The organism is Sedimentibacter sp. MB35-C1 (assembly GCF_030913635.1).
In the GTDB taxonomy this organism is placed as follows: domain Bacteria; phylum Bacillota; class Clostridia; order Tissierellales; family Sedimentibacteraceae; genus Sedimentibacter.
The window spans coordinates 384,452-399,474 of record NZ_CP133188.1 but is presented as its reverse complement, the minus strand read 5'-3'; the positions used below and the strand labels follow the sequence as shown (position 1 = coordinate 399,474).

General features: G+C 37.7%; 12 protein-coding genes. 3 read left to right on the top strand and 9 right to left on the bottom strand.

Features of this window, described 5'->3' with window-relative positions; all coding sequences use genetic code 11:
• Nucleotides 1-111: 111 nt before the first annotated feature.
• Nucleotides 112-2,181 carry a sigma-54-dependent Fis family transcriptional regulator gene (locus RBQ61_RS01900; RefSeq protein ID WP_308138848.1) on the bottom strand — a complete coding sequence of 690 codons (2,070 nt, stop codon included), beginning with the start codon at nt 2,179-2,181 and terminating at the stop codon, nt 112-114.
• A 170-nt stretch (nt 2,182-2,351) separates the two neighbouring features.
• Here RBQ61_RS01900 and lysA point away from each other — a divergent pair, with 170 nt between their 5' ends.
• The 3 genes from lysA (at nt 2,352) to RBQ61_RS01885 (ending at nt 5,852) form a co-directional block, all read left to right on the top strand.
• Nucleotides 2,352-3,650: a diaminopimelate decarboxylase gene (lysA, locus tag RBQ61_RS01895; RefSeq protein WP_308138847.1), complete on the top strand. Its 1,299-nt coding sequence runs from the start codon at nt 2,352-2,354 to the stop codon at nt 3,648-3,650.
• Between the two features lie 16 nt (nt 3,651-3,666).
• Nucleotides 3,667-4,506: a diaminopimelate epimerase gene (dapF, locus tag RBQ61_RS01890; protein ID WP_308138846.1), complete on the top strand. Its 840-nt coding sequence runs from the start codon at nt 3,667-3,669 to the stop codon at nt 4,504-4,506.
• An 89-nt stretch (nt 4,507-4,595) separates the two neighbouring features.
• Nucleotides 4,596-5,852, top strand: coding sequence for a dicarboxylate/amino acid:cation symporter (locus RBQ61_RS01885; RefSeq protein WP_308138845.1), 1,257 nt, complete (start codon nt 4,596-4,598; stop codon nt 5,850-5,852).
• Between the two features lie 58 nt (nt 5,853-5,910).
• Here RBQ61_RS01885 and RBQ61_RS01880 read toward each other — a convergent pair whose 3' ends face one another.
• The 8 genes from RBQ61_RS01880 to RBQ61_RS01845 all read right to left on the bottom strand — a co-directional run bounded on the left by RBQ61_RS01880 (nt 5,911) and on the right by RBQ61_RS01845 (nt 14,932).
• Nucleotides 5,911-6,846 (bottom strand): EamA family transporter, encoded by a 936-nt coding sequence (locus tag RBQ61_RS01880; RefSeq protein WP_308138844.1) that lies wholly within the window; start codon nt 6,844-6,846, stop codon nt 5,911-5,913.
• Entirely contained in the window at nt 6,847-8,208 is a 1,362-nt protein-coding gene (locus RBQ61_RS01875) for a B12-binding domain-containing radical SAM protein (protein ID WP_308138843.1), read from the bottom strand. It lies immediately after the preceding gene.
• Between the two features lie 9 nt (nt 8,209-8,217).
• Nucleotides 8,218-9,540 (bottom strand): radical SAM protein, encoded by a 1,323-nt coding sequence (locus RBQ61_RS01870; RefSeq protein WP_308140084.1) that lies wholly within the window; start codon nt 9,538-9,540, stop codon nt 8,218-8,220.
• Nucleotides 9,540-10,904, bottom strand: coding sequence for a B12-binding domain-containing radical SAM protein (locus tag RBQ61_RS01865; protein ID WP_308138842.1), 1,365 nt, complete (start codon nt 10,902-10,904; stop codon nt 9,540-9,542). Before RBQ61_RS01865 ends, RBQ61_RS01870 begins: the two co-directional genes overlap by 1 nt.
• Nucleotides 10,901-11,521, bottom strand: coding sequence for a class I SAM-dependent methyltransferase (locus RBQ61_RS01860; RefSeq protein ID WP_308138841.1), 621 nt, complete (start codon nt 11,519-11,521; stop codon nt 10,901-10,903). Before RBQ61_RS01860 ends, RBQ61_RS01865 begins: the two co-directional genes overlap by 4 nt.
• Before the next feature lie 78 nt (nt 11,522-11,599).
• Entirely contained in the window at nt 11,600-12,880 is a 1,281-nt protein-coding gene (locus tag RBQ61_RS01855; RefSeq protein WP_308138840.1) for a radical SAM protein, read from the bottom strand.
• Between the two features lies 1 nt (nt 12,881).
• Entirely contained in the window at nt 12,882-13,859 is a 978-nt protein-coding gene (locus RBQ61_RS01850; protein WP_308138839.1) for a hypothetical protein, read from the bottom strand.
• On the bottom strand, nt 13,856-14,932 hold the full coding sequence (locus tag RBQ61_RS01845) for a hypothetical protein (RefSeq protein ID WP_308138838.1): 1,077 nt from the start codon (nt 14,930-14,932) through the stop codon (nt 13,856-13,858). The genes RBQ61_RS01850 and RBQ61_RS01845 overlap by 4 nt, the downstream gene beginning before the upstream one ends.
• Nucleotides 14,933-15,023 lie beyond the last annotated feature (91 nt).

Sequence of the window (15,023 nt, the reverse complement as noted above, 5' to 3'; positions counted from 1 at the left end):
TATATTTTTTGTCCGTTAGTGTTTGAAGGTAACATTATTATAATAATGCTCACCGGTTAATTGGTTAAAGTGAATTAAGCTTTAACCAATTAACCGGTGATTAGACATAGGTTACAAGTTATTATATGCCCTTATACCTTTATCATTGATTTTACTTCCGCCTCTTCCTTGAGATATTTTAACAAGGCCGAGATTGCTTAAATCATACAATATGCTTCGAACCTCCTGTTGGGTCAGGTAGTGCCCGGAGTTCTGGGCTTTTTCTGCTATGGACAGCCTTCCCAGGCTTTTTTTGCTTTTATATCCATCGTAAAGTATGCCCAATACAAGTGTGTAGTCATCCAGTTTATTGCCTGCTATTTTTTTAAGGAGACTTACATCTAAGTCTTTATCATGCCCTCTGCTTTTAAGCGGGGTAATTCTTTTGTGGAAGCTTTTAGGCAGGTCTTCATAGCTGATATAAGGTTTATCAAGATATGTTAAGTATTCAACATAGTTATGAAGCTCCCGTACATTTCCCTTCCAGTCATGTGCCATGAAGGCATTTTTGACCTCTGCCGAAAGCGTAAAACGCCCGTTCAATTCTTTTTTAATGTTTTCAAATAAAAGCATGATATCTCCGCCCCGTTCCCTCAACGGAGGTATTTCTATGGGAAGAGTGTTGAGTCTGTAATATAAATCGCTTCTGAAGATTCCGTCTGCTACGAGATCTTCCAAAGTTTCATTTGACGCAGCAATTATTCTTACGTCGACACTTATAATTCTGTCTCCGCCGACGCGCATGATTTCTCTCTCCTGAAGAACTCTCAGAAGCTTGATTTGAAGCGCCGGGCTCATACCTTCAACCTCGTCCAGGAATATGGAACCCTTGTGTGCAAATTCAAAAAGTCCCAGCTTTCCACCTCGACGGGCGCCTGTAAAGGCTCCCTCCTCATAACCGAAAAGCTCGCTTTCCAGCAGATTATCAGGCATGGCTGCGCAGTTAATTGCTATGAACGGGTTGTTGTTTCTATCAGATTCATTATGTATTGCTTGAGCGAAAAGCTCTTTTCCTGTTCCGCTCTCACCAGTAATAAGCACGGCGGAATTATTTTTTGCCATTTTTTTTGCTATGGCACAGGCTCTTTTTATTGAGTCGCTTTCCCCTGTAATATCATTAAAGGTATATTTTGCCGTATGTCCCTTACTTAACAACTGCATTCGAAAATTATGCTGCTTATATTCTTCTTCTGTAAATTTTTGTATAGTTGCAAATGCGCCTATGTACTTATTTCCCCTAATCACAGGAGCGATGGTGGCATTGATGTCAACATCCTTAAATTTAACCAGCCTGTTTGTGATTTTCCTTTCTGTTGTTTTACATTCTGCGAATGGCAGGAAATGCAGGCAGGATCTTGCGGATTTGTTTATCACTTGTTTTTGGTTTATTCCCGTTATTTCGGCTGCTTTTGAATTATACGATATAACTGTACCGCTTTCATTTACTCCAATTATTCCTGCGTCTATTATTTCCATCAGTATTTCAAATTGGCTTTCCATGTTGAGGGAGCGCCCAAAAATTTGATTGAAGTTATAATTGCTGGTTGCTATGGAATTAAAATATTCTTTGAAATGTTCCTTTTCCAATAGATAGTCCAGCTTAAGCCGTAGCGCGGTTTCTACTATTGTATTAGTATCCGGAATACGATCTCCCAAATCTATTATGTTTTCAGCCTCATCCGGAGCATATCGACCTTCTCCGGCAGTTATTGCAAGGTTGCAGCTTTTGCCCGGTATTGACCCGGGAAAGCATGGAATAAAATTGATGTGGTTTACACCAAGCTGCGAAAGCCTGGCTATGCATTCCCGCACCATTATTTCGCTCAGATTTACAAAATAGGCGCAGGTTCCCTTAGGGATTTTCATTAATGTATCAATGTTTTGAATTGTAAATTCAACATTCAGCTCAATTTTAGGAACATTTTGGGGAATAAATTTTTCACAGTCGTTTATGCTGTCAAAGGCATCGGTTGATACGATAAATATGTCTGCTTTATCTATCTTGTTGACGGAACCGTCCAGTACGCTGTAACAGCTTATACTGATTAAATTGCCAAATAGCTTCTTAAATATGCTTTTGTAAAACAATGAAGCATTTTTGCTTAATGTAATAATGGCTGCTTTCCTTACTATGGCTATCACCCTTTCTTAACTGTGCTTTAATGTTAAAGCTTTTTTAAATATATGTCAAGATTATGGTTAAAAATATAAATTATATCAAAATATTTTGTTTGGCATAATAATTGCAATAAAATTAATTATATATTATATTTAATAAAAAAATATTTTTTTAATAAATTTGAGGAGAAGACATGATAGAAGACATTAAATATAACACGCTTTATTTTGACGGGTGCAATACGGTTGAGTTGGCAAAAAAATACGGTACGCCTTTGTATGTAATGAGTGAAAATGCAATTGAAAATAAGTGCAGAGAAATAAGAGAAACATTTTTGGGCAGATATAAAAGAACAAGAGCCGCCTATGCTGCTAAGGCTTTTTTGACCTTGGCAATGTGCAAAATAATCGAAAAAGAGGGACTTTGCATGGATGTTGTTTCCGGGGGGGAATTGTATACGGCAATCAAGGCTGATTTTCCGCCAGAAAAAATAGAATTTAATGGAAATAATAAATCCGAAGAAGAATTGGAGCTTGCGATTGAATACAATATAGGAAGAATAATAGTCGATGGACTTGATGAGTTGAGCCTTATAGAAGAGATATGCAGCAAAAAAGGCAAAAAAATGAATATATTGTATAGAATAACTCCTGGCGTTAAGAGTGACTCTCATGATTATATAGTTACAGGTAAAAAAGACTCGAAATTCGGCATACCGCTTGATGACGAGGTTATATTTCCCGCAATTGAACAAGCAATAAATTCAAGATATGTTAACTTTATGGGATTTCATTTTCATGTAGGGTCTCAGCTTCATAACAATGAGTCTCATTTAAAAGCTCTTGATGTTGCATTAAAGTTAATAAAAGATACTAAAGAAAAATATAGTTATACTACACCGGAAATAAATATCGGCGGTGGTTTTGGAATAAAATACACAGATGCTGACGATAAAAAGTCCTATGAGTATTTTCTTGACCCTATGATGAAAAAAATTGAAGAATTTTCAAAGAATATGGAGATTGTAAGACCTGAGGTTGTAATTGAACCGGGCAGGAGCATTGTGGGTGAAGCAGGTATAACATTGTACACAATAGGTACCGTTAAGGATATAAAAGGTATAAGAAAATATGTTTCTGTTGACGGAGGTATGACGGATAATATCAGACCTGCTCTCTACCAGGCTAAGTATGAGGGAATAGTAGCGAATAAAGCGGAAGAGGCAAAGACTGACGTGGTTACAATATGCGGCAAATGCTGTGAATCAGGAGATATACTCATAAAGGATGCAAAAATAGCTCCTGCTGAAAGAGGAGATATATTTGCAGTGTTTTCAACAGGGGCATACGGATATACCATGTCAAGCAATTATAACAAGAATCCATTTTTGGCAACGGTGCTCGTTAAAAACGGAAAATCCTGCATAATAGTAAAAAGGCAAAGTTACGACCATATGATAGCTAATGAAGTGATTCCAGAATCACTAAACTAAAAAGAGGAGTGAGATTATGAATTTCACAAAGATGCACGGCGCAGGCAATGACTTTATAATTATAAACAATATGGAGCTGAAGCTTCCTGCTGACAAACTTTCTGTAATTGCAAAAACATTGTGTCAGAGAAAGGTATCAATAGGGGCTGACGGTCTCATGGCTGTTGATTTTCCTGAAGGCGATACGGACTTCAGGATGCGTTTTTACAATCAGGACGGCAGTATAGGCGAGATGTGCGGTAATGGAGCAAGGTGCATTTCCCGCTATGCTTATATAAACAATATAGCCGGAAAGAAAATGTCCTTTGAAACCGGAGCAGGAATTGTAAAATCGGAAGTACTTGAGGGAAGGCTTGTAAAAGTACAATTAAATAGCCCTGAAGTAATTAAGCTGGAAAATGATATTGAAATAGATGGCAAAAAATATGAGTGCTCGTACATAGAGCTGGGAAATCCGGGACTTCCTCACGCGGTAGTCAGGTATGAATTTAAAAATGCCGATGAATTAGAAATGTTTGATATCGGCAGAAAGATCAGATATTATGATGGCTTTCCAAAAGGAGCAAATGTTAACTTTTTTGATGTTATAGATGAAAACACGGCAATTGTAAAAACTTATGAAAGGGGGGTTGAGGATTTTACGCTGGCTTGCGGTACCGGCTCGGCATCAGCGGCAGTTGCGCTTATGCTTAAAGGATATCTGAAGGGCGGCAAAAGGGTTAAAATAATAGTTCCGGGAGGAGAGTTATTTATTGAGGTTGAAAGTAACGGCGAAAAAGTTGAAAAACTGTATCTTATAGGAGATACAAATATAGTTGCAGAAGGTAAAGTTATGGATGAGGATTTGAGGTATTAAGAATTGAAATATTGGAACGACGTGGTATATTTGAAAAAACTGATTAATAAAATATAATTAACATTTCAAATTAAAAAAGGAGTGCTAAAATGAGCCAAACAAAAGGAACTTTTTGGGAAAATTATCGGTTTTCGGTTACATTAATTATTTCTATTGCAATTGGAAGTATAATAGGTCTTTTATTCGGTGAAAAGGCAACAGTGCTTAAACCATTCGGAGATATATTTTTAAACCTGATGTTTACTGCGGTTACTCCGTTAGTATTTATCACAATTGCAAGTGCGGTGGGCAGTATGGTAAATATGAAGCGCCTCGGGAAAATACTAGGAAATATGTTTCTCACGTTTGTTGTTACAGGATTGATTGCGGCAGTTTTAATTATTGTTGTTGTTAATATCTTTCCCCCTGCTGCGGGAGCTAATATAGAGCTCGGTGCGGCAGAAACAGAACTTGAAAAATTGTCTTTTGCAGATCAAGTAGTTCAGGCGGTTACTGTCAATGATTTCAGTAAAATACTGTCTCGTTCCAATATGCTTCCATTGATAGTGTTTTCAATTTTGTTCGGATATTGCGTAAGTGCGGTGGGAGGAGAAGACAATATTGTAGCAAGAGCACTTGAAGCATTGTCAAAAGTTATGATGAAATTAATAGGTGTTATAATGCTGTACGCACCAATAGGATTAGGTGCTTATTTTGCCAGCCTCATAGGAGAATTCGGGCCTCAGCTGCTTGGTGCATACGCGAGGGCCATGGCCGTTTATTATCCTCTGTGTATATTGTATTTTGCCGTTGCATTTACTGCGTATACATATTATGCCGGCGGAATGCGGGGAGTCAAAACATTCTTTAAAAATATAATTGAGCCTGCTGTAACATCAATAGCAACACAAAGTTCCATAGCTACTATGCCTGTAAATCTTAAGGCTGCGTCGCGTATAGGAGTTCCAAAAGATATTCGCGAAATTATACTTCCTATTGGAGCTACTATGCACATGGATGGTACAGTGCTGTCATCCATATTAAAAATATCATTTCTGTTCGGAATTTTCGGGCAGGAATTTACCGGGATAGGTACGTATTTTACCGCAATTCTGCTGTCTATTCTGGGTGGTGTGGTAATGTCCGGAGTACCCGGTGGAGGATTGATAGGAGAGATGCTCATAGTAAATATGTACGGATTCCCTCCCGAGGCATTTCCAATTATTGCAACTATAGGATTCCTGGTAGATCCTCCCGCAACATGCTTGAATGCAACAGGAGATACGGTGGCGTCAATGATAGTTACACGCATGATTGAAGGAAAGGATTGGATGGAGAAAAAACTTACTGCACACGAGGAGCTTTAACTGTGGATGGTTTGAATTTAATATTAGAGACGCTGTGGATAACCACAGCGTTCTTTTATTACAGATCAGTTTTTGCTTCGCTTTTTTTAAAGCGCATGAATATGCTGCCAATATTGAGATTTGTTATTAAAAGTCCCAGCAAAATAATTGATGCACCAATCCACTGCATTGCGGAAAGCTGTTCATTAAGTACTATCATAGCAGAGAAGAGAGTTACAACGGGAACTGCCAGAGGAATTGGTGCAACTTTTCCCATTGGATATTTTCCAATAAGTATGTTCCATATCCCGTAACCCATCAATGTTGCTCCAAAGGCCAGATAGAAAATCGAAAAAATTGAAATTCCACTTAAGTTCGCAACTGCATTAATCAGCGTCTGGGGTGTATCAAGCATTAAGGCTATGCCAAGCAGGGGAATTGGAGGAATCATGCCCGACCACACTACCATGCTTATCATATCAAGTTTTTCTCCTTTAGCAGAAGCTTTGTCAGAGGCAATTCTCGCAACTATATTTGAAGCAGCCCAGAAAAAAGGAGCAAGTATATTCAGAAGTAAAGCTGCAATGGGAACTGAATGTTCTCCACCGCTGCTGTTTTCCATTGCTATGATGGCAAGGCCGACAGCTGCTGTCATAAAGCCTGCAATTTGCTTGGGTTTCAGCTTTTCGTGCAGGAAAATCATAGCCAGTATAGGTGATATAAATGCCTGAATCTGCAGCACTATAGAAGCGATGCCGGCAGGCATACCTATTTCCATGGCATAAAACAGGCATGCAAACTGTCCTACACCTACAAACAGGCCGTACATCACTATATATTTCCATTCGGTTTGAGGTTTTTTAATAAAAAACACAGCAGGAAAAGCAGTGAGCACGTATCTTAGTGCAACAAGCAGCATGGAAGGAACTCCCTCCAGCCCAAGTTTTATAAATATAAAGTTGATGCCCCATATGGTTACAAGAAGCAGCGCAAGTATAATATCTTTCTTTTTCATTTAACTCTCCATCATCAGCGTAATGTATTTTTTAACAGCTTTCAATGAGCCTGCTAAAATTCTTAAAATATTTATAACTCCAAACTTTTTAATCATCTCGGTGTTCTTATTTATAAAAAGGTTTACATACAAATTCGTCTTCAGCAGCTCCCAATAATAATTTCTTAATGATATAACCGAGGGCATTATCATGACTTGACCGAAACTCCATTTTTCAAAATCATCAGCTTCGTATAAAAGCCTGCCTCTATATTTTTCATACATCGAAAGATTTGGAAAAGGAGTCAGCGGACTGATTGAGGTAATTTGAGGCATGAGATTTTTAATGTACTTTCTAAAAGTCTTAAAGTCGTTTTTGCCCCAGTCGGGATGAGCCATAAATGAAGCCCATACATCTATTCCCAAGTTGCTTAGTATTTTGGCGGCCTCAAGGTTATCGGAAGTGCTTGATTTTTTATGGTATTTATGCATTTCATCGTCGCTGAATGTTTCATATCCAACCAGCAGAGCCTTAAGCCCAAGCTGTTTAAGCTCCTTCAAATAATCCCTGTATTCCAGTATACCTTTGACTGAACCGTACATTATAAAATTTTTATTCAGTTTTAAATCATTTACCAATTTTATAAATGCTTCAAGCTTTTCCTCACTTGAAAGAAAATCGTTGTCTATAAACATTATAGTTTGTTCTTCTATGCTTAACAAATCTTTTTTTGTAAGTTCCGGATTAATTAATTTTTCTCTTACTCCTTCTATTCTCCATCTAAGACAGAAATCACATACCTTTTCGCAGCCTGTGCCGAATTCCATAATTGCAGCCGGTCTGTATCCAAAGTAAGAATACTGATTACGATATTTAGCAGTGGATTTTCTGTCAGGGAGCATGTATTCATTTCTTCCTTCTGTGTTAGAAGATTTGTACCCCAGCTCCTTAGATCTGATGCCGTCTACTAGCTCAATTTCACCTGATGATAGTAAGTTGTATAACTTATTGAGATTCTCTGAATTTGTGTATTCAAATATATGATCAACGTCAGCGTGGCAAAAAGCATTCGGGTTTAAATAGGTCTGTGTTCCTCCAACGACGGTTATTATTGAATTGTCTGATTTTTTAATTTGCGAACAAAGCTCAAGAACCTTCTTCACGTCAATGCACAGGCTTGTAAACCCCACAACATCGGCAAGATATTCAGCAGCTTTTTCGGAAAGGTTTTTGCTTTCAATCATCATGTCAAAAATTTCTACTTCATGCTCGGATTTCAAAACATTATAAACCATTTCAAGCCCCAGAGGTTCTGAAAACATAAAATCACTTAGTGTTATGGCCTGCTTGATTCTAGGTGGTCTTACCAAAAGGATTCTCATAAATACCTCTCAAAATATATTTGGTGTAATTCTTTTCTTTATCTGATACCTGTAAAAAAGGTTAACTAAACAGTAAAATAAATATTTTCCTGGATTCTTTAAAAATTCTTTTCTTACAATGTTTCTTTTAACAATTGATTTATAGGTGAACAGAGATTCGTATAAGTCCCAGTATGCTTGAGTCAGTTCTTCGGGAGTCATATTTTTCGGAACGTGAACCGCCTCAGTACCATCAAAGGAATATATATTTTTGTTTATAAGCCTTCCTTCGAATTTAATCTCATCAAAAAATTTAGTGCCCGGTATGGGAGTAAGTATATAAAACCGCGGAACAGAGATTTTGTTATTCTCTATAAAATACTTTGTTGCCTTAATTGATTCAAGAGTATCGCCGTCGCCGCCCACAACCATCTCTGTTGATACATCAATGTTATGGGATTGTATGTTTGCAATGAGTTCGGGATACTTTGCGGGATTTGCCCAGCCTTTGTTCATACCGATTAAGCTTTCCCGGGAAATACTCTCAAGACCGAAACTCAGGGTTGTACACCCGCTTTCAGCCAATTTTGCCAAAAGAGAATTTTCACGCCCTATTCTTATATCACACTGGCTCATCCATTGCATGTTGAGATTTTTAATTTCAATCAGCAGTCTCTCAAGATATTCTCTGTCTGAAAAGATATTATCATCCAGCAGCAAAAATTTTTTGAATCCAAGATCTTTTACCTGCTTTATATCTCTTACGACTTCTTCCAGCGGTTTTTTGATATAGTGTCCCTTGTACAGACATGCTACCGAGCAGAAACTGCATGTATTGGGGCAGCCCCTGCCGGCTTGCACTGGAAGGAAATCTCCTATTTTTTTATTAACAATTAGGTCAAATCTTGGCAGTGGTGTGGACAGTGTTCCTTTTTCAAGATTTTTTTCATATATTTTCTTGAGCTTTCCGTTTTTGTAGTCACTCAGAAGCTCTTTCCACACAAGTTCTGCATCTCCAGCTACAACTGCATCGCAGTATTTTGTGGCTTCCTGTACCATTATGCTCACCATGTATCCGCCTAGAATTACGGTTTTTCCCATTTTTTTAAATTCTGCGGCAATATCCAGTGAACGTATTACGCCGTGCCCCATGGAACTTATACCAATGATGTCGGCATCCGTGTCCCATGGTATGTCTTCCAGTATTTCAAGCACAATTTCGGCTTCCCAGTCATCAGGCATCATGGCAGCCAGCAGGGGCATCGCCAGGTCTACAAAATAAAGACGGCTTTTCTTTATGGGCTTGTGGTCTCTGTCATAAGGGCTGGGTTGTATAAGTAAAATTTTCTTCATCATATACCTCTCAGTATTTTTCGAATGTACTGCCGGCTTACGAGGCTGCTACCACAAAGCATCTTTATATTTGCTTTCAGACCGTAGCGTTTGACTAAATACACAAGATGCTTGGGGCGCATAATTACCTTGTAATATGCCTTCAAAAGCTCGTAATAAAACCTTCGTATGCTCATAAATTCAGGCTTTAAAAGAACATGAGCCATATCCCACAGTTCGAACTTATCTCTTTCATATAACAATTCATTTGTATATAAATTAAAAATATCCGTTCCGGGAAGAGGAGTCAAAGGCTGGAGGTTTACAAATCTTACATCAAGCCTTCTAAGCCATTTTGTTAGTTCCTCAAAGTCACTGACAGTAAAATCCAACGGTATAATTAGCGTTGCATAAAGCTCTATATCCAAAGATTTTAATATTTTAATGCAATTTTCATTTATTTCCGCAGTTGTTTTTTTATTGTAGGATTTAAGATCCTTGGATCTCACAGATTCTATTCCTACAATTACGGCGTTCAAACCCACATTTTTGAGCTTGGCCATAATATCTGCATTCTCTGTAATAAAATCGGCTCTGCCATACACCAGAAATTTTTTCTTAATATTCTTCTTAATAAGCAAGTCAGCAAAATTATTAAGACGTTTTCTGTCAAACAAAAAATCATCATCGACTATATATATTTCTTCCTCCGGAATTGCTTCAAGTTCCTTGATAACATCATCCATATCCCTTGAGAAGTATTTTCCGTCCGTAATTTCTCTGCAAAAGCAGAATGAGCAGCTGTAAGGGCAGCCAAAGGATGTTTTGATCAATGCACAGGGGTTGTGAAACATGTAGTAGTAATACTTTCTGTATTTTGAAACAGATTCCCTGTCTGGATAGTTATAATCAAAGATAGTTTTTTTAGGAGCAGGCTTATCCAGTGCACGGCGAATTTCTTCCGTATTTCTTCCGTCCAGCAGCATTTTTACGGTTAAATTAAATCCGTCAATCCCGTTTCTATCATATACAAAGTCTATATGCTCTGACTTGAAATCTTCCGGTACAACTTCGGCGTGAACGCCTCCGGTTCCCGTCTTGACAGATGGAAGCAGTTCTTTTGAAGCCTTTGACAGCTCCTTTATTACTCCTGCATGAGTTATATATCCGGTAAACAGTATTAAATCTGGGTTTTCTTTTTTTACAAGGATTTCATATTTTTCTGTTTCAATTATCATGTCCAGAATTTTTATGTCAATTTGGTCTTTTATCTCTTCAGGTATATTTGATACAAGGTACTCAAGCTCCAGCGGTTCGCAAATCATAACATGCTGGAGACCTATGGTTTCGCTGTGAGGCCTTGGACGCACCAGTAGAATTTTCATTTTGTTGCCCCTTTCAGCTTGTATAGTGCAATTCTCGGCATAAAAAACTTTTCTTTAATAATTTGTAAATCATCTACGTGAAAGTACGGAGAAACAATTTCTCTGAATTCTCTGTCAGATGGGTAATATGCAGGGCCCGTAGTGAGCTTTACAAAAGACAGCGCAAATTTATCATATACATTGTTACCGCTGGCAAATGCCATCAGCAATATACCGTCATTTTTCAGCAACCTGTTTAATTCATGCATTACTTTTTCAGGACTATTGTAATACGGAAAAGAATGAGAGCATATTATCACATCAAAGTTCCCCTTTAATTTGTCAAGTTCATCTGCATTCAGCTGCATGTGAACCGCACCCGGATTTCTGGATTTTGAAATATCCAACATTTTTTCCGAGAAGTCAACTCCTGTTATTATCGGGCTGCTGAAAAATTCAGACATTTCACTTATTAACTGGCCGGTGCCGCATCCAAGATCCAATACCTTTATATTATTTATGTCCTTACTTTCAGACAGTGCATTCAATATATAATTTCTTGTAGGCTTTAAGGAGTATTTTTGAACCCACAGCCTGTCATACCGTGATGCCCAAAAATTCCATATGCTTGATTTCATAAATTCTCCTATTCTGTTTTTATCTTAAACACAGTATGTTTTTTTCAAAAGCGAGGGGCGTTTGATTTTATACAAAGATTACTTTCCGGTCAAATATTTACGAACCCTGTCTGATTTCACAAGGCGCAGTTGTATTCCGTAAAATATCAGAATATACATCCATTTGGGTAGTGAAGTTTTCAGTACCGGATGAAGGAAATCAAATTTTCTCGGGTCATCGGTCAGAAGCTCATCCTTCATTGATTCATAAAGAGTCGTTCCTTTTAAAGGGGTCAGCATGGATACGGTATATACTTCAATCCCTGTTTTTTTAATAAATTTGTATAGGTTCGTGAAGTCTTTTATTTTGTAGTCCGGTCTGACCATGAAAAGCGCAGTCAAATCAATATTATTTTTTTTAAGTAGAGATATGACTTTAGGATAATCAAGGGCGTTTGTGTTTTTTTCATAGTCATCAAGCTCATGGTTTGTAGTTGCTTCAAAGCCCACAATTGCCTCTACAAGACCCGCTGCTCTTAGAAGCGGAAGCAGGTCGCCGTGTTTTAAGATAAAATCCGCTCTTAAATACCCTATTATTTTAACCTTCAGGCGTTTTTCATTTATAATTTCAATAAATTGCAGCGCATCAGCTCTGCTAGAAAACAAAACATCATCAACAATCCAGAAATAATCAGCACTTATTTTTTCCATCTCATCAGTCATGGCTTCATAATCAGCTGGAATATAGTTTCCGCCGTTCAGCAGTTTGCAACAGCAGTAAGAGCAACCATACGGGCAGCCGGTGCTTCCTTTGATTAATGCAACATTTCTTTTTTCCATATAATGAAGTTTATGAGAAAGACTGCGAAACAAGCTTCTGTCAGGAATCACATTTTCTCTTTCCTTCAGAGCTTTTTGGGGAGATTTATGCCATGCTGAACCAGATGCTACGCCTTTTCTGAAATCAATGCCGTCAATTCGGGTTTCTGTGCCGTGCTTGATGCTTTTAATTAATTCACTGAAGGCGGCCATGCTTGGGGTGTGGCATACATAATCTACAAAATCAGAATGAAAGTCATCTGGATTGACCTGTATATGAACTCCTCCCGCAATAATTTTAGCATGGGGAAATTTCTGCCTGTATGATTTTGCATCGATTAAAATTTGGTTTTCAGCTACATTGTATCCGGTTAGAACAATGGCATCCGGTACGATATTTTGGGGAGGATTCAAGTTGAACAAATCATCGATTATATAGCTTTCAACACCTATATTATTTAAAACGGATTTTAAACAGCAGAGTTCCAGAGGTTCCACAACCACAGGATCAAATGCTGTAAAAATTGTTTTGACTCTTACTTTCTTTAAAAATACAACCATGTTATTTTTCACCTTTGTCTTTAAATACATGATGCTTTACAGGATACGGTCTGTATGAAAACAAAGGCAGCAACATACTGATAAAAGAATTTATCAAGGGGTTGCTGTGGTGGGCAGTCATGTATTTGTATTTTTCCCTGCATCCTATTTTTAATTTGCTCTCCTCCGCCGTCTGTCCAAATTCAATTTCTTCAACACGTTTTTCAATTCCGGTTTCGACTATTTTTAAAAGCATGTTGTAGTATATGTCGTAAGCGGGTATATCTTCTTTTTTGAATCCACCGAATAAAAAATATAGCTTGTTTTTTATTGCCTTCAACTGGATGAAACCTACAACATTATGAGTTTCCCTGTCAGAAAATTCAAAAAGTTCGGCATCATACTCCCGGAAAAACTCAATGGGAAGAGTTTCAAGAGGGTTTTCCGTCCTGCCCATGATACTTAGATACAGGTCGTAATGCACCTTATTAAAATCATACCTGCTCAGTGTTTTGATCACAAGCTTTTCTCTTTCTCTTAAAGCTTTGTTAATCCGCCTTCTATAAGGGCTTCTCAAGGAGCTTAGATATTGGTCGAAATCTTCAAACCTATTCTCGAACACGAATGTAGACAAGGTTTTTCCACCTCCCTTAAAGGGGTGGTCGCTGTTTAGTAAAATCTTAAGTCCCTTACGCTGTTTTATATTTTTTTCGGCTTCAATATAGTTGCCGAAAAAACCGCTCAAGCACACAGAAACAGGAAGTCCTATTATTTGAACATGTACATTTAACGGAAAAATTCTGCGGAAGTTAAATAAATTAAGAGACAAGCGGTAGGAAATAATTACGCTGCCATTTGATACTTCATACTCTTGACCGCAGGGATTTAATTTTTCAAGCAAAGTCAAAAGAGGCAGCAGACTTGCCAGAGTTTCATAACAGGGTAAATTTAATTTATTTATTTCCTTATCTAAGCTGACTGTTGATTTGTGTCTGCTCATGACAACTCCTTGATATATGCTCTGTAGCGTTTTGACTCACAGTCTGCCCACTTTACTCCAAAGTTTTTTGATTTAAAATTATCTGATAATATCCATCCGGATTCCATATAGTCATACCTGTCATTTATACATTCAAAGCAATAATCGAACAACGCAAGTATGGCTCCTCGATTTCTTTCCGAAGGAATCACTCCCATTTCGACTATTTTAAATGTGTTTATACGGTTTCCAAACATAATATTTTTCATTACCGTCCTTAGTCCCGCTGCTTCACCATTGCTCATCAGTTGACTGAAGTCGGGATACCAGAGCATAAAACCCACAGGAACACCATTCTTCTCTACGAAAAGAAGATTTTCCGGTTTCATGAGGTGCTTCATATCCTTAAGCAGTTCATAATCTTCTTCCTGCTCCCTAGGATAGTAAAATAAATGCTCGCTGAATGCCTTATTATTTACATCAGTATATATTCCGCAGTCTCTTTTAAAATTATTAAAATCCGCCATTCTTACAGAGTATCTTTTTTTGAGCCTTGCGATTATATCGCTGCTCATCATGCTGTCAATCGATCTCATATCTTTTTTATAGCTTACCATTTCAATTGTATTAAATCCCGTATTTGTAAAAAAATCGTGATAAAAGGATGGATTATGAGACATTCCGAAGCTCTGCGGTTTATCATAGCCGCTTGCCAAAAATCCTAAGCCGTAATTTACGTGGATATTTAAAGATGCGGTAATTTTAGATGCATTCTTTTCCTTAGCCAGCTGCGTGGCTCTGTTCAAAATCAGTTTAAATGCTTCCATATTCAATTCGGATGCTTCAAAAAAACCAATTTGCACACAGTCAGGCATTCTGTTGGCACATGCAAGCAGGCTTATCATAACTACTTCGTTATTTTCTACTACCATAAGAGGTTCCAGATATACCGACCTGCAAAGCTGAGAATTTCCATACAGAAGCCCTTTAAGTACCCCCGACATTGTGTCGTGTTTTAAGGGACTCGAATATTGTTTTTTATAGAAATTTAAAAAAATTTTTCTGTTTTTTTCGTCAATACTAACAAGTTTCATATAAGTCTCCATAGTATAATATCCCATTATAGTATAAGTGCAAGCCAATTATCGGCTTGCTTCACACCAGTACAAAAGCATCAAATCAGAT

Bases quoted from the DNA above. Each gene is read 5' to 3' on its own strand.
- lysA (WP_308138847.1), top strand. From the start codon at position 2,352: ATGATAGAAGACATTAAATATAACACGCTTTATTTTGACGGGTGCAAT.
- dapF (WP_308138846.1), top strand. From the start codon at position 3,667: ATGAATTTCACAAAGATGCACGGCGCAGGCAATGACTTTATAATTATA.
- RBQ61_RS01885 (WP_308138845.1), top strand. From the start codon at position 4,596: ATGAGCCAAACAAAAGGAACTTTTTGGGAAAATTATCGGTTTTCGGTT.
- RBQ61_RS01880 (WP_308138844.1), bottom strand. From the start codon at position 6,846: ATGAAAAAGAAAGATATTATACTTGCGCTGCTTCTTGTAACCATATGG.
- RBQ61_RS01875 (WP_308138843.1), bottom strand. From the start codon at position 8,208: ATGAGAATCCTTTTGGTAAGACCACCTAGAATCAAGCAGGCCATAACA.
- RBQ61_RS01870 (WP_308140084.1), bottom strand. From the start codon at position 9,540: ATGAAGAAAATTTTACTTATACAACCCAGCCCTTATGACAGAGACCAC.
- RBQ61_RS01865 (WP_308138842.1), bottom strand. From the start codon at position 10,904: ATGAAAATTCTACTGGTGCGTCCAAGGCCTCACAGCGAAACCATAGGT.
- RBQ61_RS01860 (WP_308138841.1), bottom strand. From the start codon at position 11,521: ATGAAATCAAGCATATGGAATTTTTGGGCATCACGGTATGACAGGCTG.
- RBQ61_RS01855 (WP_308138840.1), bottom strand. From the start codon at position 12,880: ATGGTTGTATTTTTAAAGAAAGTAAGAGTCAAAACAATTTTTACAGCA.
- RBQ61_RS01850 (WP_308138839.1), bottom strand. From the start codon at position 13,859: ATGAGCAGACACAAATCAACAGTCAGCTTAGATAAGGAAATAAATAAA.
- RBQ61_RS01845 (WP_308138838.1), bottom strand. From the start codon at position 14,932: ATGAAACTTGTTAGTATTGACGAAAAAAACAGAAAAATTTTTTTAAAT.